Source organism: Bacillus cereus group sp. MYBK79-1, from assembly GCF_051915365.1.
In the GTDB taxonomy this organism is placed as follows: domain Bacteria; phylum Bacillota; class Bacilli; order Bacillales; family Bacillaceae_G; genus Bacillus_A.
In genome coordinates this window covers 81087-99061 of the sequence record NZ_JBQAEO010000011.1, presented here as the reverse complement: position 1 = coordinate 99061, position 17975 = coordinate 81087, and the positions used below count along the sequence as shown (strand labels likewise).

The following is a 17975-nucleotide window of genomic DNA, read 5'->3' as shown; positions in this document are numbered from 1 at the left end:
ATCTCTTTTTACATGTATTGATAGGTTAGTTTATCCTAACAACTTTTTTAAGTTTTTCTATTACTTTTGCTATCGCTTCAATTGAATTCTCTGTTTCATATTCCCCAACATTTACAGAATGATTTGCGTTTTTGACAACTTCAATTTGTAAATTCGTTTTATGTAACTGATCAATTTGATCTGCATTATATTGATGATCTTTATCTCCAATTACTAAAAGCCCTTCGTGATGACTATGTAGGATAGAATCAAAAATCGAATCAAAAGTTAGTAAAGGTGTAAGTAGTATCATTTTTGACTGTAAAAACTCTTCTCTCTTCATTACATCATTTGCAATCGGAATTGTTCCGAGTGACTTCCCAAAAAACATAGTATCGTTATATTGCTTACCTTTTAATACTTCCTTCATTATAGGATTAATATCATCCATCATTACTCTCGTTATTTCTTCCATTGGTTTATTCATTACTTGTTCGCCATAAGAATAATGAATATGTACTACATCTATTTTATGTTCAAGCATTAACATCGTCGCATAATAAAATAACGGTTTATCGTAATTATATCCTGAACCTGAGAACATAAAGCATATCCTATTAGAACCTTTTTCAATATGTGTATATGGAATTACTTTTCCGTCTATATGAATCACTTTTTTAGTTCCCTTCACCGTTTTCCCCTCCGCATGCATTTACTTTTGTAAAACGATATGTTCTGTATGAACTAATACATCCTTTACTTTCCCTTTTATAAATGCTGGCTGTAAGTTATATGTATCTAACTCTTCTACCGGCACCCACTTAAAGAAATACGTTCTACCTTCTTCTTCCAAAATATATTGATCCGCTCCATTCGCTGGTAATTCATGTAGCTCTACTTCATAATAAAAACTAATTTCATGAAACTTTCGCTCAGAAAGTGTAAAGAAATTTTCTACTGACCATATTAATCTCTTCCCTTTAATAGAAACACCTAATTCTTCTGCAAGCTCTCGTTTTAACGCGTCTTCACTATTTTCTAACATTTTCACTCGACCGCCTGGTACGTACCAATAATCTTCACCGTCACCTTGCAGAATAAGTATTTTATTATTGTGTTTACAAATTGCTCCGACTCGGTAATTAAAATATGTTTCCTCAACTTTAAACGTTAGGTCCACACCGATTGCCCCCTATATTTAATTTAAAAATTGCTATATAAATGTATGTGCTGTACAAATAAGATTACTAAATTTTTCTATTTCATTCAATGAGTTTTGAACTTTCTGGTAATTACACTTAATCTTTATCATTACAGGTATATATACATATGATACAATCACAGGGCACACTAGAAAAACATTATGGGGGGACGAATGGAAACATTATTAATCCAGCAAACTGAGAAATCAAATAAGTTTTGGAAAATTGTTGTGAAAGAAAAGGACTATGTTGTATTTTACGGAAAAATTGGCACAGCTGGTAGTGTGAAAGCGAAGGAGTTTGAAACAGAAGCAGAATGTATGAAAGAAGCTAACAAACTAATTGCTTCCAAACGTAAAAAGGGATATACAGACCCATGCCCTGGGGAAAATTACATAAAAGAAAAAACGATAACAGAAGAAGAATTTTGGGAACTACTTAATCGTGCAAAAACAAAAGGTGAAGATCAAGAAGAACAAATAGAATGGCTTACTTCTCATCTCGCTAAACGTACAGTACACGAAATTGTAGCTTTTGATACGCATATGCATCGCATACTAAAAGATTCCTATACGTCACGTTTATGGGCAGCAGCCTATATTATTTTTGGTGGGTGTTCAGATGATACTTTTGACTACTTCCGCGGATGGTTATTATATCAAGGAAAAGAGACATACGAAGCTTGTATTGAAGATCCAGAACGATTAATTCCTGTATTAGAAAATTTGAGTGAGTATGACGTTCCAGAAATAGAAGAACTTTCTTTATATTTCGGCTTCACTGTATACGCAGAAAAAACTGGTGACGAAGATGATACTTACTTTACACTTTACCATGTCTTATCTAATGAAGAATTCGACGATTTAGATTTTGAATTTGACTGGAATGAAGACGATGAAGAAGGTTTAAAAAAGATATTTCCTAAGCTATGGGAAATGTACGGAGAAGAACCAATTGAGTGGTAGGTTAATTATACGTAAAAAAGTGCCTTGTTTCTTTAGTAACAAGGCACTTTTTCTTGATACTATGTTTAAATTGTTATTTTTCCATTCTCCCACCACTCCATAAAAGTCTTTAAAGAAGGAGCAACCCACGTTCTACTATCATTTTCATGATTCCATACATATATATCATCTCTTTGCACGATTCCATTCAAAATGGAATAACCAAACAAATCACCATTTCCGCCATCAGCAATAAATAATAAACAGTCAAAAGGCATATATAAATCTTTGAAATCAACTATATTTCTCATATTCATATTTTCAGTTTTAATTTTTGAAGCAGACCATATAAAGTCCCCGTATTCACCTTCCACACCGTTTGTTTCCTGTAATAATTGATGTAAATCATTCGGCAACTCCACATGTAAACAGTTTTGTATATCAGTTAGTTCATCCGTCATAGCTGGTTTTTTCAAACTTAAGTTTGGTGAGATACTGTGAATGGTATTTTTCCACATCACCTTTACTCCTCCTTATGTGCAATCAATTATATTCAAAGGGCTCATCTAAATTTATTGATACCACTTTTCTAACAACTCTTTCTCCCTCTCGCCTGAAATACCTGCTTTTAATTCCCATTCACCCACACTCTTCATCCACTCATACACATCTGTAACTGTATGTTCTAACCTTCTAAAAATAAGTCCTTCTTTAACAGCACTTTCAATACTAATAGAAAAACCACCTTTCCACGGCTTTGTTTCACCTTCTAATGAAAATGTTTCTGGAAGCCATAAAGGCATCTCTGTCCAAGGCTGCACTTTATGTTCATTCATAAACGATTCATCTATCCAAACGAATGTAGCATCACTATTCGTAACCTTTTTACACGTATTTAATAGCTCTTCCATCGTTAATTCATAATTTGGGCCTGTAACATTGAATGTACCTGCTTTATTGTTTTCTGCCATGTTTAGTCCCCAGTTTGCAACGTCTTTTATATCAACTATCTGCACTGGACGGTCTTTTCTTCCTGGAACTAACACTTCTCCTCCCTTTGCTACACGCCCAATCCAGTATGGAAGCCGATCTGTATAATCAAACACTCCTGAAAGAAGTCCTGCTCTTACGTGTAATACGCGCCCTGGCCAATACTTCTCTACTTCTTTTTCACACAATACTTTCAGCGCACCGTAATACTCATAAGGAGAAACTTCACCATTCTCCACAGCCTTTATTTGATCACCCGTTGGTTCGGGTTGTAATATATAATCTTCTTTTATATGATGCGGAATCCAATCTTTGTATACGGAAAGACTTGAAATGAATATATAATGCTTTATATTATCCCGTAACACTTCTCCAACATTTCTAATGTGATGCGGAGAAAATCCACACGTGTCGACTACTGCGTCCCATTTGCGATTTACTAAACTTAAAACATCATCATTTCTGTCACCGATTAACTGCTCTACTTCAGGAAAAATTTCTTTATTCGTTCCGCGATTAAATAATGTAACTTCATGTCCTCTTTTTATAGCTTCTTCTACAAAAGCTCTTCCTAAAAATCTTGTACCACCTAGAATTAGAATCTTCATAGTTCTCCCCCATTCGTGATTAAAAATCCTTTCTTGTGTTAAACGATTTTTTGCTGTGAAAAGTTACGGGGTTAGTCTAACTTTTTCTACAAGTTCAACATATGTAATTTCCATTTCATATATAATTAAAATATCCGATATTTGATTAATCACTTATACATACTTAGGTAGGTGAACAATATGAATAGAAACATAATTTATCATTCAACATTATGTATTTATCTTCTCACATCACTTATTTATATCATCTTACTGAACATAGAAAATGGTCGTAATTATTTAGGGTTTACGATGGTTATTCCACTTTTAGCTGCTATTTTATATCAGAAATTATATAAAAAACAAAAAATAGTTCATACATTTGGAATTTCACGTCCAAAAATAAGAACTTTGATTTTCTCCATTTTATTCCCAATACTTCTAGGTCTATGTCTGCATTTCTATTTTTATATTTATAATATAAAATTCTTATTTAATCATTATAATGAATTGAGATTTCTCCTACTCATTGGTCTTACAATTGCTGCTTTGTCTGCATTTTTAGAAGAAATCATATGGCGTGGAAATTTTCATTACCATTTACGAAAAAAATATTCATTAAAACAAACAGCAATCATTACTGCATCGCTTTGGTCTTTATGGCATTTACCAGTATCAATCTTTTATAAAAATTATGAATTATGGTTTGTAGGAATATTAAGCTATCTCTCGTTATTATTTATAGTATCTATAATTTTGACGTATACGAGAGAGTATAGCCATTCTGTGATAACACCTGCAATTTTACATGGTATGTTTAATGTATTTTATTTAACAGATGGAGTAGAAACAAAATGGGATATTAGCCTAATGGAATTAATTAAATTTATCTTGCTGGTAATTGTCTTTGGCATGATGTATCTAATACATCGAAAAGTTAAAAGTACCTAAACAAATTATAAAGTACTTCAACACCTATTCAATAATCGTATAGGTGTTGAAGTTTTCTAATCTTAGTTAATACAACACTTTTTTCTATCATGAAGAACAAAAAAAGTTTAACTAAACCTTTCATTTTTGTTTTTATAAAAATAACTATATTAATCTTTTAAATAAGGAAGTATGCACTCTTTAATTAACTTCCATCTATCCTCTGCATTCGGTATGACTTCAGAAGCAATCACTACCACCAGTCCCTTCTCTGGTACGCAGCAAATCACATTCCCACCATCACCCATTGCACAGTATGAAAAGATTCCATCCTCTTCTCGTAACCACCATAAGTAACCATATTGATTTTGGTTCATTTCTGTCGATTCTTTTATCCATGATTTTGATAGTATTTGTTTTCCATTATGAATACCTTCATTCAAATACAACTGTCCAAACTTAGCCATTTCTCTAGCTGTTAACGTAAGTCCCCAGCCGCCTGTCGAAATACCATTTGGATCATGAACCCATCCCTTTACATCTTTTCCGAATAAGTCATCAAATCCAAATGCTTTCATATTGTAGTTTAGAATTCCTCTCATGCCGAGTGGCTGAAATAAGTATTCATTCGCAAATTCACGCGCACTTTTTCTTGTTGCGCTCGTTATGATCGCTGATAGTAAATGAGCTCCTGCAGATGAATATTTAAAAGATCCAATTTCTCCGCCGTTACCCATTCTATTAAGTGTATATTTTACCCAATCCTCTTGTGTACATAATTCTTCTAACGGTTCCTGCCAGTCTACGAAAGGATGTGGAGCTGTCATTGTCAACAGATGTCGTACCGTTATTTCAGATGAATGAACGTTATATTCCGAGAAAAATTCTATTATTTTTTGATCAACGCTTTTGATATAGCCTTTATCTACACATATCCCTATTAGCGCAGAGATTATCGTTTTTGTAACTGACGCTATATGAAATGCATCATTTGGACCGTGACCGTTATAATAGTTTTCAAAAATAACATTACCTTTCTGTACTACTAACATACCATTCATATTTTTATATTCTTCTTTTATAATCTGATCTAACTTTTCAGCAGTTTTCATTAATCATTCCCCTTTAACCCATGATTAAAAAGGTTCGATAGGTACATATATATCAACTATATGTTTATTTTCCAGGTGCTGCCTTGGGTCATTTTTATACATTTCAAAAGGATACGAATCTCTCGGGTTATATCCGCTATTTGGAAGCCACTCACCGTATAAGAAATCCCATGCTCCTTTATATTCATCTTGGAATATTTCAAAATGACCTACCGCATACTTTCCAGAAGGTATTACCATTAGTCCAATATCGTTCGTTTCTACTGCTGACTCATTCTGAATTGTTATACAAAGACTCGTTCTTAAATGATTGTCCTCAGTAAATTCATGATGATCGTGGTAAATGGTTAATACTTTCGTATCCTCGAATACATGGTAGTTTTGCTTTGATGCGTAATGAAATAGTTTCTCTATCATTTTTGGAAAAGCAATCGTTAACTCTTCATATGTACCGATATGCCTTATGTATGCGACGTGTATATCGTCTGCTGATACAATTTCAACATTTCCTCGAACCTTCTTACACTCATTGTATTGAGAAGTTCCGCTTACGTCTTTGCAATTCTTGCTATTGTCGTTTCGATATTGAGATGGATTTATTCCGTAATGACTTTTAAATGTGCGGGAGAAAACTGCTGAATCTGTAAAACCAAAATGGTAAGCGATATCCGTAATCGTCATATCTGTGCGATATGTAAGTAGATGTGTTGCTCTTTCTAATTTTAATCGGTTTACATACCGTGATAACGGCTCGTCTACTATTCCTTTAAAAATCCGATGAAAATGAAACTTTGAAAATCCTGCTACATTCGCTAATTCTTCAATTGAAAGTGAATCATTTATGTTTGCTTCTATATAATCTTGCACCTTATAAATGCGTCGTAAGTATTCATTTCTACTTTGTTTACTCTCCATATTTTTATCTCCTCACAACAAAAAGGCTAACGTTAAGCTAGCCTACTTTTACACATTTTTTAAAAATAATACTCTATTACTGCCGTTCCCATCATAATTTGTATGTACCGATACACCCTCTATCTCATCATCCCCAGCCTCAATTCGAAAACCAATTTCTTGATGAAACAGTATCGACTTTTTGTTAATTGGTGAAGTAATTGCTTTTACAACTTTTCGATTATTCGCACGAGCAACATCAAAGAAATAAGAATACAATGTCGATGCGACTCCTCTTCTTCTATACTTCGGATTTACACCGATAAAATGAACGTATGCTTCATCTTTATATGTTTGTGAAAAAAATCCGCATAAGAAGCCCAACGTTTCGCCACCCTCTTCAATGATAAAACTCGTTTCTTGAAAGTGAACGAAAAACAATTTTGGCAACATGGCAGCCATGTCTCTTCCGCCCCACCAATCATTTAAAACAGAATGAATCTTTACATAATCTTCCCCTTGGATGTTTCTAACTTGCATATGTTTCTCCCTCTCACTCACTTCATTTTTTCATATATTTTAATTACGGTTTCTACTAATAGAATGAATACCCAAATCCCGCAAAATATAAGAACAGACTGGAATAAAGAACCTAGCATAACAATACTTATTAGACCTAATTCTGGGCCTGAAATGGACATTTCATCAAATCCTATATTATGTATAAATGGACCGGTTGAAAAAGCCATTAAAATTGATCCTATTAAATAAATCACACTCATTATTTTTAATATTTTTATAGAAAGATACGAAGTTTGTTTTTCTTCCACTTGTGATAATTCGATTTCTCCGCTCGCAATTCCTTTTTGCAAACAGTCTTCACATAGAAATTCTTCCTTAATTTTTTTACCACCATGTATTGTACCCGTTATTTCTTTACATCTTGAACATTTTCGATTTATCATGTTGTTACCACTCCAATCTATTAAGATTATACCTATATCATTCTTCATTTACCTTAATATCCCTTTTATGTATTTTATAGAGAAAGGTCGTGTTTTATGATTTCGAAACTTACATTTGGCTCGAAAAAATCTACTGTTCATTATGTATTAAGACCTAGTTGTTATGCGATTATTTTCCATTCATCTTCTTCAATGATTGCTGTTATCCAAAATGGTGACCGTTACTTTTTACCCGGTGGCGGTATGGAAGGTAATGAAACAAAAGAAGAATGTTTGCACCGCGAACTACTAGAGGAATTAGGATGGACAATTGAAATTGATCAATATATCGGTAATGCAGCTCGATATTTTTATGCCGAAAAGGAAGATACATATTATTTAAACGATGGGTTCTTTTATATTGCAAACATGGTGCAGAAACAAACTGCAAACTGTGAGGATGATCACCTGCTAAGGTGGATGTCTCCTTCACTTGCTGTAGAACTTCTCCTTCACGATCATCAAAAATGGGCTGTTGAACGAGCGCTTTTATTACGAAATAAAAAATGATCTCCTTCTATATGAAAGAGATCATTTTTACTGTTAACTTACTTTTTTCAAATTGAGAGCTGGCTTTTTCATTCCGCCTTTTTTTACAACATATAAGCCAATGAAGATAATAAGCCCGCCAACGAGTTGCATCATATTTATTTGCTCTCCTATTGTAACTGCCGCAAAGATAACTGCGAACAATGGTACGAGATACATATAAACCATTACTTTCGTTGAGCCTATTCTACTAATACCGACATACCACATTGCTAGTCCGAAGATTGTCGCAAAGATGATTGAATATGCTAGTGATCCCCAGCTTGGCGTATCTACTGGCCATGTTAAAGAATTTACGTTGAATAAACAGTATATAACTAGCGGTACAATTCCAATTAAAGTAGACCATGATGTGACTCTCATTGCGGAGTATTTTGTAATAAGAGGTTGTGCTAATATTGGATACCATCCCCACGCAATTGCTGCGACTAATCCAATTATATTTCCGAGCCACGCATATTCATAAGTAGCTCCTCCTGTATGTCCTGTTAATAAAACGAATGCTGCACCAATAAACGCTACTATTGAACCAATTTGTACTTTCATCGAAAAGCGTTCTTGTTTGTGTAACACTGCTAATATCCCTGTAAATATAGGTGACATCGCAATTAATAATGAGGCGTTCGTTGCTGAAGTATATTTCACAGATAGCATAAACATCGTTTGATACATTGCCGTTCCAACTATACCGACTGCTACTAATCGTAACCAATCTTTTCTTTCAATACGTAATGAGCGTTCCATCATAAATGTAATAAGTAATAATACCGGTGATGCTACTAAAAATCGTAAACTATTAAATTGAATGGATGACATATATGCCACGCCATACTTTCCTATTGTATAATTTGCTCCCCATACTAATGCTACTGATACTAGGAGCCATTCCATTTGCCATCGTTTCATCCGAATCTCCCCTTCCATATTTAGCATAGTAAAATTGGCTGGATATAACACCGTCCAATTGGCTGTTTTTTTACCCAGCCAATTTGTTATACTAAATGTATATAAGAGATGCGGAGGCGTTTGTATGGAATGGAAGCTAGATAACGACAGTAAAATCCCAATTTATCAGCAAGTTGTTGACTTTATTGAGAAACGTATTACATACGGAGAACTTCCACCTGGTAGCTTCCTCCCTTCCGAACGGAAATTAGCTACGCAGTTAAATGTAAACCGAAGTACGGTTACTACTGCTTATAATGAATTACGTGCTATGGGGATTGTAGAAAGTACGACCGGTAAAGGGACACGTGTAAGTACACATATGTGGGGCGTCTCTCCAACATTAACGCCGAACTGGAGAAATTTCGTAGAAGGTGGTACTTTTTTACCAAACTTACCGTTACTTCGCCATATTCGTGCGGAAGTACAACAAAATGAAAACATCATTGATTTCGCAAACGGAGAGCTCGGTTGTAACCTCTACCCTCACGATCAACTACAAACGATTTTACGAGAACAGCCGTTAACACATTCATTAAGTTACGATCATCCGCAAGGCTATCTCCCGCTAAGACAAGCGGTCGTAAAATATATGAAGGAATATTTAAAAGTTGAAGCGACTGAGCAATCCATTATGATTACATCTGGCGCACAGCAAGCACTTCACCTTATCGTACAATGTTTATTAAATCCAGGTGATGCAGTCGCTTTCGAAAGTCCTTCACACTGTTATTCCTTACCGTTATTCCAATCAGCAGGTATTCGTATTTTCCCGTTACCTGTCGATGAACACGGTATTAATCCAGACGATGTGCAAGAATTATATAGAAAGCATCGGATTAAAATGATTTTCTTAAATCCAAACTTCCAAAATCCTACGGGAACGATGCTTCATCCAAACCGTAGAAAAAAACTGTTATCACTTTGCGCAGATTTACGCATTGCGATTGTGGAAGATGATCCGTCTAGTTTACTTACGTTAGAAAAAAAACAACCTTGTCCTACTTTAAAATCAATTGATGAAAACGGGACAGTCATTTATGTACATTCCTTATCAAAAATGATTGCACCAGGCTTACGAGTTGGCTGGCTTGTCGCTCCGCAGTCTGTAGTAGAAAGGTTATCCGACGCAAGGCACCAAATGGAATTAGGTATGAGTATTTTCCCGCAGTGGCTTATGCAACAATTTTTCGAGACTGTACCATTTCAGTCTCACATCGTACCGTTACGAAAACAACTAGCAGAAAAAAGAGACGTTATCGTTCATGCCCTAAATAAGCAACTTCACGATAAAATCTCTTTTTCAAACCCGACTGGCGGTATATACATATGGGGAAAACTAAAAGAACCGATAAACGAAAAACAACTTATTATGCAAAGTTTAAAACAAGAAATCGCCTTTATGCCAGGTAGTATTTTCGGCGCGAAAGATGGTTTTATACGTTTATCTTATGGAAAAGTGAATATCGATCAAATTGAGGAAGGTATTTCTCGTTTGCGTGAGGCTATTTTAGTTTGTGAAAAATAACTTTACATAAAGCTTTCTCGTTTGACAAAAGAAAAATCTACCATTATTATCAACACGAACCTAGTTTCCCCGCATTAACGGGCAGTAAAACTCCCACCTCAAAATTCAGCTGTAACAAAGAAGTTAGGTGGGAGATCAACTGCCCGTTAATGCCCGATTGGTTCAACTAATAATCAGTGGAGGATGACCCCCCACTGATTAAAGTTTCACTTTATAGGAGTGGTAAAAATGAAAATTTACGTTGATGCAGATGCTTGTCCTGTAAAAGATGTGATTATTTTAGAGGCTACGAATGCAGAAATCCCTGTTACCCTCGTTACTAGCTTTTCTCATTATTCTAATGCTCAGCAACCTAAAGGTGTGGAAACAATTTACGTTGATTCTGGAGCAGATGCTGCCGATTACCGGATTATGCAGTTAGCCAATAAAGAAGATTTAATCGTAACACAAGATTACGGTCTTGCTTCGCTTGCATTAGCAAAAGGCTGTATCGTTCTACACCATAAAGGCTATAAGTATACGAATGACAACATTGAACAATTGTTACAAACACGGTATTTAAGTGCAATGGTTCGAAAAAGCGGTAAGCGTACAAAGGGACCGAAACCATTTACAGCAGAAGATAAAGAGAAATTTAGAGTGCTCTTTAAAAGTATGATCGCACTTTAAAAATGAACCGTCTATTTGCAAGGAAAACTTCGCAAAAAAAGAAGAGAATATCGTAATGAACATTCTCTTCTTGAGGTTTACCCGTTTAAAATGAAGGTAAATTATCTAAGTTATTTTCTTTTATTCCATCAGGTTCACTACGTATAATATCTCTGCCATACTTATGAAATACGTCCACATGATTTAACTTCCCAGATTTCGCTTCACTAAGAGCAGTCATATAATCTAACTCTCTCCCGCTACTTGTTTTAAACGCTATTAAATCACCATCATCATTTTTACGAACGGCAACAATTTCTTCTGCTCCCGAATTGACTTCATGGTCTACTTCAAATTGAGCTTGCTCTTCTCCTTGATGCAAGTAATCATTATAAACTTTTTCAAAGTCTTTATTGTCCATAACATTCACCTCCAACACATTTTTTAGTATGGTTGGGAGGTGTTGGTTTTATGTACTTTTTACTAACTTAATAAGACTTCACTACTCCAATTAAAGAATACAGATCATTCTTTGTAACCTAATACAAATCTATTTATAGTTCCTGCCCTTTTTATTTTAAGCTAAATTTAAGTGTTAATATTTTCCTAACAACTTTATAATTTATTATATCGAAACGAAATTTGAAATGGAGAATGGTTAAGATGAATATAGATATTAATCGTTTAACTGATATTTGTTTAGAGTATCAGCAATCTAGATTTTATGTTACTAGAATCCCTAAAGATTTCTTATCAATTGCCCAAAAACGTTTTTCTATACCAACGGATGATCGAATTATTGCTTTTTTAAGTTGTAATTTATTTGGATCAGGCAAGTATGGTGTTTACTTTACGAGTTCGGGTTTATACTGGAAAAATTGGTTATTAGGTAAAGGAAATTTGAAATGGGAACAATTAAATGAAGTGCAACAAATTGAAATTGATAAAGATGGTTTCTTATCTTTTGATGCACAAAAAAGTTTCAATATTAACGGGAGTGATTATCCCCCACTGTTATTTAAAGAATTACTTATAACTCTTACGAATGCATTCCGAAATTCAAAACAACATGATATACATCCTGTTATAAAAATTAATGAGATAAAATCAATTTGCTCATTATTTGAAACGTACAATGAATTATTAGAACCTGATAACGGATTATTTGTAGACACTCATATTTCAAACAAAAAGTTAAAAGTAATTGAGGCACGATTTATCGTTCCAAAAGGAGAACAAATCATCGCTTTTTTAGATACATCTGTCCTTGGGAATATGGGGAAAGGATCTGATGGTGTATTAATTTGTGAATCAGGTATATATTTTAGAGAAACTTTTGTACACTTATATTTCCCGTGGCATGTCTTTAAAAATATCCCTATTACTTTAACTTCAGATGAATTTGAAATTGGGAAAGGAAATATATTTCATCTTCAACATGCTAGAATGCCTAGTCAAGATATTCTATTATTCATCAAGAATTTAAAACAGTATGTGAATAGTTTATATGAAGAGCATCCACAATTACATATTTAATACACTCATGTATAGTTAAGTCTAAAATTTTAATTCAACTAAAAAACCGATTATAATTGTAGAGGGCCTACAATTATAATCAGTTTTTTACTCTTATTCTTTTCTTATATTCCTCTTTTTTAATACCTACGCAAACCCTTCAAAGTCTCCAATATATCATCTGTAAAGGCTGTACTACCTTCTGTCTCTAAAACTCTGAAATAAAAACTTCTTAGGAAAGTTCTAATATTTTGTACTAAAATAGCATGCTGCGGATGTCGGATATCTTCAACCGTTGCTATGCTATGTAGCCAGTTGCTCCACTCTTCTTCAGTTAAAAGATTTTGGTTACGTAACGACATAATTGGCGCTACTAATCTCTCATCTTCAAAGTGGATATATACGTAGTCATGTAAGCGAACCTTCTGGCGAACAGCAGCTAATATTGCATATGAAAACTCACGATTTTGTATAGTACGTGCTAAAGCATCGAGTGCATCAGCAGCGTGTGCTGTAGAATGTGCCCATCCTTTTCCTTCTACGTAACCTCTTACATCTTCTTCTAAATATACATATTCCAGTACTTGTTCTGCCACACTGTACAGTTGTTCTTCAGATAACAGTGGTTCTCTTTCATGGACAGATAAAATAAGTGGCGGAATTAATACGGAGAATGCACGTTTAAATACAGAGTCTGTTCCCTTTTCACCAATTTTATAAAATAAATAATCAGGACTAATTGCTTGTAACATTAACCCTCGTAATTCTTTTTGTCTAAATACATCATTTGTAATCCATGTGTGAAGCGTACTATAAATTAAATCATCACGTAATTCAGCATCAGGTGAACCGATATAATCTAGCATCCACTGCGCATATGGATATGCATCTACGTCTTCTGGTACAGCATAATTATTATTTTTAATTTGTAGTAGTTCTTCTTTTAGTTCTAGTACTTCATTCATTATATTTCCTGTCCCCTTTTTACTTTATTAACATATTTTCGCCTTATTCCCTTTAATTTTTTTCATAAAATCAAGTCGATTTTTAGAATCGTTTTTTACCTATCTTTCTATGAACTTGATTCAATTATATAAAATTTATCCTGATAAATAAAAGGAAATACGTTAGAACATCGCAGTCTTTCACTTGTTTTACATGCATTTCCTGTCAGTTTAAGCTATAAAATACAGTATGTTTTTTCTTTTATATTCAAACGAAATTACAATTAAAAATTAAATCATTTTAGAACTTGTTTAATAAAATCTGTTTTAGCTTTTGTGTAGGCTTCTCTATCTTCTTTAAATCTTTTAGCTAAATCTTGTTTAAGGTTTGAATACTCATAAACTAATTGTGGATTCTCTCGTAAGCGGTTACGAAATAAAAGTTGTTGCTCCCATCGCTCAGTTCCTTTAACCATCAAATGCAGGTGCGCTACACGCCTATTATTCTTAACTTTCACAAAGAACCTTCTCCAAGGTCTTTCATCTAATTCTGGGCTTACATAATGCCAATTATATATGGCCAATTTCGCTGAAATATATTGTACTCTATCAAATGAGTCTATTTCAGCCATTAAATCAATGATAGGTTTTGCTGGTAAACCAGGTATGGATGTACTTCCTATATGTATTACTTTGCTTATACCGAGAGGAGCAAGCAGTTCATATAGTTGCTGTTCTTCACATCGGCCTTTATCTTGCCAATCAGGATTTGCATTAACTATCTCTACTGACTCATTTGCCCACACAGGCCAATCGTTCGGATTATCTTTTTTATCCATCCAAAACATCTCCTTTCACGATTTTTTGCTATATAAACGATTTTAAATTCCTTTAAATACAACTACGGGATTATGAAAATCACTATTCTGAAATACAACATCCGCACACTCTTTCGGATTATGCTCATCTATATACATCTTACAGGCCGCATGATATCTGTTTAAAAACATTTTCTCAGCTTCTTCATAACTTCCAAAAGCCTCAGTCTCGCGCTTTGCACCACGTTTTCTCGCAATCTCAAAATCTGTATCTACGAAAATTTTATAGTCAAATAAATGCTCTACGTCTTTTTTCAATAGAAACGTCCCATCTACTATTAGTACCATATTAGGTTGAGCCAATAGCTGCCCATTATGGACAGGTATATCCGTTATTAAGTTATGAGAAATTGTATCATATTGTAAATTCCCGTTAGGCCCTAAAGGCTTTAATAATCTTTCTTTGAAAGCTGTATAATCGTGTGCATCTTCATAATACCCTCTTGCAGATTCTTTTCCTTGCGCGTATCGAATTGCTCTCGGATTATGAAAATCGTCAATGCTGGCGCGTGTTACTCGTACTCCTTGTTCTTTTATTTCTTCCGCTATCTCGTTTGCAAATGTTGTTTTTCCTGAAGCTGTAATACCACTTACTCCAACTCTTGTTGGATGAGTTACATTTAATTTTAAAATATGATCTGCAATTTCTTTGATTCGTTGTTTTCGGTTCATGATATTTCCTCCTCACAATTAGTTTACATAACGTAATTACGAGCAACAATTCGTGTAACCTTTTGTCAATAACTCTATCCTTTGTCGAATCATTGATATGTTTGACTTACTTCCCCTTAAACCCTCGATATAAAGCAGTCCGTAATTCTTGTTTGTATTCTTCAATTTCTGGCATATCGAGTTCTTCTGCTAGTCTGATAGCTAATTCAATATCATACGGTACACGTACGAGTTGAATGGAAAAGCTTGTGGCTTCTTTTTCATTGTATGTCCCTTCAAATATTAAATAGGAAGCTTGTGTAATTTCAAGCGGGTTTCCAACACTACCAGCATTACATAACGTTTTTCCTCTGAAATTTTGAACGAATGCTTGATGAACGTCACCGTAGCAAACAACATCTGGTTTTCTTTCCCCTTCTATATTCTCTGTGAGCTCACTGTTCTCGAACATACTTATACGCTCTTCTCTTGCAGCGTGTGGTTGAATTCTTTCATATAAACTTCTAGGTGAAGCGTGGAACATACGAATTAGTTTGCCGCTCATAAAAAATTCGATTGAAAATGGTAAGCTTCTTAAATAGTCATTTTGTTCTTCCAACAATTGTTTTTGATGCCATTTTAACGCCTCAAATTCAGTCGGTTTTGTAATGAAATCATCCCAGTTCCCCATTACAACTCCTTCACATTCCTTACGAATGATTTCAATCACTTCGCTAGAATGCGGACCTTTTCCGACTAGATCTCCAAGACAAATGATGCGCTTGATTCCTCTTACTTTAATATCTTGCAGTACAGATTCTAATGCCGGAATATTACCATGTATATCTGAAATTACAGCTATTTTATCCAAATGAATCCCTCCATTACTTATTATTTATTATATCCGCATGTTGTGATTGATACCATTTTGGAATATAGGATGAAAAATGATTATGATCTTCTAAAATTCCGTTCAATCTTTCCTTCATATCATCTACTAAATGTGGCGTGCTTCGGTTTGTCCATACGATATCCGCTGGGAATGTCATTGCTGCATATAATGAATACAGTTTCCAAAAATGAAGCGATGGTTCGCCTCCGCAATAACCGTGAACTTGTCCCACCGCAAATGGTTTGCTTATTCTTGTAGTAAAAATCGCTACGTTATAGAAATCGTGTATTGGATCGCCAAAATCATATCCACCAAAATCGATAACGATAAATTCCTTATTATGGATCATACTATTTGCTGGATGGAAGTCATCGTGTAAAAAGGTAATAGGGCGATTTTCCAATAATTGTTTATGTTCCCCTACAAAGGTTAATACAGGCTTCAAATCCAGAAAGTTCACCTCATAATCTGCTAACGCTTCAACGTATCTTTCGTATTTATTCCATCGAAACGTTTCCCATTTATTACTTGCACTTTCTCTTTCTATTGAGTGGATTCTCTTTAATACTTCTCCTGCTTTTCTTCCTGCATGATACTGTTCTTCCACGGATAGCTTCTCTAAACCTTCTTCACCATTTACACCTTGGATCCATTCAAATACTTGAATACATTTATTTAATTCCTCAAGCTTTATGAAATGAATTAATTTAGGCGTTGGAATATGTAATGACTCTAATTGTTTCATATACGTATATTCTTCTTGTTTACGTTCAAAATGAACAGCATCACATACTTTCACAAAATATGTTACTCTGTTTTCTAATTCTATTTTATATTTCTCTTCATGTGAAAAACCTTTTGAAATAGCTGTACACTTTACAATACGAGGCCATTCTAGTTTTCTCTCTATCTCTCTAAGAATTTCCTTCACAACGTTCACCTCTATCAATATATGTACAAACTACCTAACACTTCATGCTCTCGTTTATTTTTCCCTTTAAACTCCGCCGCAAAAGGATATTCGCCATGATGATTCAAATGTTCTAGTACTAGCCCTTCTCCAATTGGTTCACAAAACTGTACATGAATGTCACCAAACGATACGCTTTGACACTCCGCATTCCATTCTTCATTTTTCACAACTGAGCTTGCAGTTAGCTCCATTACTTCTTTCCATTTCCTCACTGTTTCTCGAACATTTTTCACTGCGTAATGAATCGTTTCAATTTGTTGTACTTTGTTTTTATGTTCAGTGATTGTTCCTATGTTACGTAAATCGTTTCTTCTTGCTTCGTCCGTTTCATTCCACTGTATAAAGAAGGGTAATTTCGGTCTATTCTCTTCTTGCTTTACAAATAACATTTTCCATTCTAAAAGGCGGCCATCTTTCCTCATTCGTTTCCCTTCAAATGGCCCTATCGTATGTAATCCGCGTTTACTAAACTTAACTGCTAGTTCTTCAATTGCATCTGTTCGAATTGCGATTTGTAGCATTCCTTCTCCGTCTTGTAACTTCACCACTGTTTCTTGTACTAATGGATTGTCTGCTTTCTTCGCTTTTTCTTCATGCTGCACTGCTAAAAATTCGATATATGATAAATCAAAATAACATAAACTATTCCAAGTGCCCCAGTTCGCATGCTCTCCACCTAGTGCAGTATGAAATCCAAGCTCTTGCATTTGTTTTGCAGCTTCCTCCGGTGTACCATGTACTGCGTGTACGAGATGATCAAATCGTAACATGTCTTTCTCCCCTTTCTCTCCATCCTTTTATTGTATATTT

At 34.5% G+C, this 17975-nt stretch carries 22 protein-coding genes; 6 read left to right on the top strand and 16 right to left on the bottom strand.

Going from position 1 to position 17975, the window contains the following annotated elements:
- Window positions 1-25: 25 nt before the first annotated feature.
- Together ACTFOB_RS18100 and ACTFOB_RS18095 are read right to left on the bottom strand one after the other, a co-directional pair.
- The gene (locus tag ACTFOB_RS18100; protein WP_440027990.1) at window positions 26-691 is read right to left on the bottom strand and encodes an alpha/beta hydrolase; all 666 of its coding nucleotides are present in this window, start codon (window positions 689-691) and stop codon (window positions 26-28) included.
- Window positions 692-1159 (bottom strand): NUDIX hydrolase, encoded by a 468-nt coding sequence (locus ACTFOB_RS18095; protein WP_440027993.1) that lies wholly within the window; start codon window positions 1157-1159, stop codon window positions 692-694.
- A 195-nt stretch (window positions 1160-1354) separates the two neighbouring features.
- Here ACTFOB_RS18095 and ACTFOB_RS18090 point away from each other — a divergent pair, with 195 nt between their 5' ends.
- Window positions 1355-2146 carry a DUF4240 domain-containing protein gene (locus tag ACTFOB_RS18090; RefSeq protein WP_061676920.1) on the top strand — a complete coding sequence of 264 codons (792 nt, stop codon included), beginning with the start codon at window positions 1355-1357 and terminating at the stop codon, window positions 2144-2146.
- Between the two features lie 65 nt (window positions 2147-2211).
- Here ACTFOB_RS18090 and ACTFOB_RS18085 read toward each other — a convergent pair whose 3' ends face one another.
- Both ACTFOB_RS18085 and ACTFOB_RS18080 read right to left on the bottom strand, forming a co-directional pair.
- Complete coding sequence (locus ACTFOB_RS18085; RefSeq protein WP_440028251.1) at window positions 2212-2643, bottom strand: SMI1/KNR4 family protein; 432 nt, start codon at window positions 2641-2643, stop codon at window positions 2212-2214.
- 54 nt (window positions 2644-2697) lie between these two features.
- The gene (locus ACTFOB_RS18080; protein ID WP_440027997.1) at window positions 2698-3723 is read right to left on the bottom strand and encodes an SDR family oxidoreductase; all 1026 of its coding nucleotides are present in this window, start codon (window positions 3721-3723) and stop codon (window positions 2698-2700) included.
- A gap of 171 nt (window positions 3724-3894) precedes the next feature.
- On the opposite strand from ACTFOB_RS18080, the gene ACTFOB_RS18075 reads away from it, so the two are divergent.
- On the top strand, window positions 3895-4653 hold the full coding sequence (locus ACTFOB_RS18075) for a CPBP family intramembrane glutamic endopeptidase (RefSeq protein WP_440032729.1): 759 nt from the start codon (window positions 3895-3897) through the stop codon (window positions 4651-4653).
- Window positions 4654-4802: 149 nt separating this feature from the next.
- Here ACTFOB_RS18075 and ACTFOB_RS18070 read toward each other — a convergent pair whose 3' ends face one another.
- From ACTFOB_RS18070 to ACTFOB_RS18055, 4 genes are read right to left on the bottom strand one after another with little or no spacing between them, the layout of a single operon-like run.
- Window positions 4803-5744 (bottom strand): serine hydrolase domain-containing protein, encoded by a 942-nt coding sequence (locus ACTFOB_RS18070; protein ID WP_440028000.1) that lies wholly within the window; start codon window positions 5742-5744, stop codon window positions 4803-4805.
- 24 nt (window positions 5745-5768) lie between these two features.
- Window positions 5769-6659: an AraC family transcriptional regulator gene (locus tag ACTFOB_RS18065; protein WP_440028003.1), complete on the bottom strand. Its 891-nt coding sequence runs from the start codon at window positions 6657-6659 to the stop codon at window positions 5769-5771.
- 48 nt (window positions 6660-6707) lie between these two features.
- On the bottom strand, window positions 6708-7178 hold the full coding sequence (locus ACTFOB_RS18060; protein WP_440028006.1) for a GNAT family N-acetyltransferase: 471 nt from the start codon (window positions 7176-7178) through the stop codon (window positions 6708-6710).
- Between the two features lie 17 nt (window positions 7179-7195).
- Window positions 7196-7603: a DUF3980 domain-containing protein gene (locus ACTFOB_RS18055; protein WP_440028010.1), complete on the bottom strand. Its 408-nt coding sequence runs from the start codon at window positions 7601-7603 to the stop codon at window positions 7196-7198.
- A gap of 96 nt (window positions 7604-7699) precedes the next feature.
- On the opposite strand from ACTFOB_RS18055, the gene ACTFOB_RS18050 reads away from it, so the two are divergent.
- Window positions 7700-8152: an NUDIX hydrolase gene (locus ACTFOB_RS18050; protein ID WP_440028013.1), complete on the top strand. Its 453-nt coding sequence runs from the start codon at window positions 7700-7702 to the stop codon at window positions 8150-8152.
- Window positions 8153-8185: 33 nt separating this feature from the next.
- Here the strand turns inward: ACTFOB_RS18050 and ACTFOB_RS18045 are convergent, their stop codons facing one another.
- Window positions 8186-9097 carry a DMT family transporter gene (locus ACTFOB_RS18045; RefSeq protein ID WP_440028017.1) on the bottom strand — a complete coding sequence of 304 codons (912 nt, stop codon included), beginning with the start codon at window positions 9095-9097 and terminating at the stop codon, window positions 8186-8188.
- Between the two features lie 124 nt (window positions 9098-9221).
- Between ACTFOB_RS18045 and pdxR the strand changes: the two genes are divergently transcribed.
- Window positions 9222-10664 carry a MocR-like pyridoxine biosynthesis transcription factor PdxR gene (gene pdxR / locus ACTFOB_RS18040; RefSeq protein ID WP_440028020.1) on the top strand — a complete coding sequence of 481 codons (1443 nt, stop codon included), beginning with the start codon at window positions 9222-9224 and terminating at the stop codon, window positions 10662-10664.
- A gap of 228 nt (window positions 10665-10892) precedes the next feature.
- Window positions 10893-11333 (top strand): YaiI/YqxD family protein, encoded by a 441-nt coding sequence (locus tag ACTFOB_RS18035; RefSeq protein WP_440028023.1) that lies wholly within the window; start codon window positions 10893-10895, stop codon window positions 11331-11333.
- Between the two features lie 85 nt (window positions 11334-11418).
- Here ACTFOB_RS18035 and ACTFOB_RS18030 read toward each other — a convergent pair whose 3' ends face one another.
- A complete protein-coding gene (locus ACTFOB_RS18030; protein WP_440028026.1) occupies window positions 11419-11733 on the bottom strand; it encodes a DUF3892 domain-containing protein in 315 nt (104 codons plus the stop codon).
- Between the two features lie 242 nt (window positions 11734-11975).
- Between ACTFOB_RS18030 and ACTFOB_RS18025 the strand changes: the two genes are divergently transcribed.
- Complete coding sequence (locus ACTFOB_RS18025; RefSeq protein WP_440028028.1) at window positions 11976-12848, top strand: hypothetical protein; 873 nt, start codon at window positions 11976-11978, stop codon at window positions 12846-12848.
- Window positions 12849-12967: 119 nt separating this feature from the next.
- Here ACTFOB_RS18025 and ACTFOB_RS18020 read toward each other — a convergent pair whose 3' ends face one another.
- The 6 genes from ACTFOB_RS18020 to ACTFOB_RS17995 all read right to left on the bottom strand — a co-directional run bounded on the left by ACTFOB_RS18020 (window position 12968) and on the right by ACTFOB_RS17995 (window position 17935).
- Entirely contained in the window at window positions 12968-13792 is an 825-nt protein-coding gene (locus tag ACTFOB_RS18020) for a DUF2785 domain-containing protein (protein WP_098721187.1), read from the bottom strand.
- Window positions 13793-14067: 275 nt separating this feature from the next.
- Window positions 14068-14610, bottom strand: a complete 543-nt coding sequence (locus tag ACTFOB_RS18015; protein WP_440028031.1) for a GrpB family protein — start codon at window positions 14608-14610, stop codon at window positions 14068-14070.
- A gap of 42 nt (window positions 14611-14652) precedes the next feature.
- On the bottom strand, window positions 14653-15321 hold the full coding sequence (locus tag ACTFOB_RS18010) for a hypothetical protein (RefSeq protein ID WP_440028034.1): 669 nt from the start codon (window positions 15319-15321) through the stop codon (window positions 14653-14655).
- 106 nt (window positions 15322-15427) lie between these two features.
- A complete protein-coding gene (locus ACTFOB_RS18005; RefSeq protein ID WP_440028035.1) occupies window positions 15428-16171 on the bottom strand; it encodes a metallophosphoesterase family protein in 744 nt (247 codons plus the stop codon).
- Window positions 16172-16184: 13 nt separating this feature from the next.
- Entirely contained in the window at window positions 16185-17123 is a 939-nt protein-coding gene (locus ACTFOB_RS18000) for an aminoglycoside phosphotransferase family protein (protein ID WP_440028038.1), read from the bottom strand.
- A gap of 14 nt (window positions 17124-17137) precedes the next feature.
- Window positions 17138-17935 (bottom strand): VOC family protein, encoded by a 798-nt coding sequence (locus ACTFOB_RS17995; RefSeq protein ID WP_440028042.1) that lies wholly within the window; start codon window positions 17933-17935, stop codon window positions 17138-17140.
- Between the last annotated feature and the right edge of the window lie 40 nt (window positions 17936-17975).

What these genes read in the sequence shown, in the direction of transcription:
- ACTFOB_RS18045 (WP_440028017.1), bottom strand. Translation starts at nt 9,097, where the DNA reads ATGAAACGATGGCAAATGGAATGGCTCCTAGTATCAGTAGCATTAGTA.
- ACTFOB_RS18085 (WP_440028251.1), bottom strand. Translation starts at nt 2,643, where the DNA reads ATGTGGAAAAATACCATTCACAGTATCTCACCAAACTTAAGTTTGAAA.
- ACTFOB_RS18060 (WP_440028006.1), bottom strand. Translation starts at nt 7,178, where the DNA reads ATGCAAGTTAGAAACATCCAAGGGGAAGATTATGTAAAGATTCATTCT.
- ACTFOB_RS18090 (WP_061676920.1), top strand. Translation starts at nt 1,355, where the DNA reads ATGGAAACATTATTAATCCAGCAAACTGAGAAATCAAATAAGTTTTGG.
- ACTFOB_RS18055 (WP_440028010.1), bottom strand. Translation starts at nt 7,603, where the DNA reads ATGATAAATCGAAAATGTTCAAGATGTAAAGAAATAACGGGTACAATA.
- ACTFOB_RS18050 (WP_440028013.1), top strand. Translation starts at nt 7,700, where the DNA reads ATGATTTCGAAACTTACATTTGGCTCGAAAAAATCTACTGTTCATTAT.
- ACTFOB_RS18020 (WP_098721187.1), bottom strand. Translation starts at nt 13,792, where the DNA reads ATGAATGAAGTACTAGAACTAAAAGAAGAACTACTACAAATTAAAAAT.
- ACTFOB_RS18080 (WP_440027997.1), bottom strand. Translation starts at nt 3,723, where the DNA reads ATGAAGATTCTAATTCTAGGTGGTACAAGATTTTTAGGAAGAGCTTTT.
- ACTFOB_RS18010 (WP_440028034.1), bottom strand. Translation starts at nt 15,321, where the DNA reads ATGAACCGAAAACAACGAATCAAAGAAATTGCAGATCATATTTTAAAA.
- ACTFOB_RS18035 (WP_440028023.1), top strand. Translation starts at nt 10,893, where the DNA reads ATGAAAATTTACGTTGATGCAGATGCTTGTCCTGTAAAAGATGTGATT.
- pdxR (WP_440028020.1), top strand. Translation starts at nt 9,222, where the DNA reads ATGGAATGGAAGCTAGATAACGACAGTAAAATCCCAATTTATCAGCAA.
- ACTFOB_RS18100 (WP_440027990.1), bottom strand. Translation starts at nt 691, where the DNA reads ATGCATGCGGAGGGGAAAACGGTGAAGGGAACTAAAAAAGTGATTCAT.
- ACTFOB_RS18025 (WP_440028028.1), top strand. Translation starts at nt 11,976, where the DNA reads ATGAATATAGATATTAATCGTTTAACTGATATTTGTTTAGAGTATCAG.
- ACTFOB_RS18065 (WP_440028003.1), bottom strand. Translation starts at nt 6,659, where the DNA reads ATGGAGAGTAAACAAAGTAGAAATGAATACTTACGACGCATTTATAAG.
- ACTFOB_RS18015 (WP_440028031.1), bottom strand. Translation starts at nt 14,610, where the DNA reads ATGGATAAAAAAGATAATCCGAACGATTGGCCTGTGTGGGCAAATGAG.
- ACTFOB_RS17995 (WP_440028042.1), bottom strand. Translation starts at nt 17,935, where the DNA reads ATGTTACGATTTGATCATCTCGTACACGCAGTACATGGTACACCGGAG.
- ACTFOB_RS18030 (WP_440028026.1), bottom strand. Translation starts at nt 11,733, where the DNA reads ATGGACAATAAAGACTTTGAAAAAGTTTATAATGATTACTTGCATCAA.
- ACTFOB_RS18070 (WP_440028000.1), bottom strand. Translation starts at nt 5,744, where the DNA reads ATGAAAACTGCTGAAAAGTTAGATCAGATTATAAAAGAAGAATATAAA.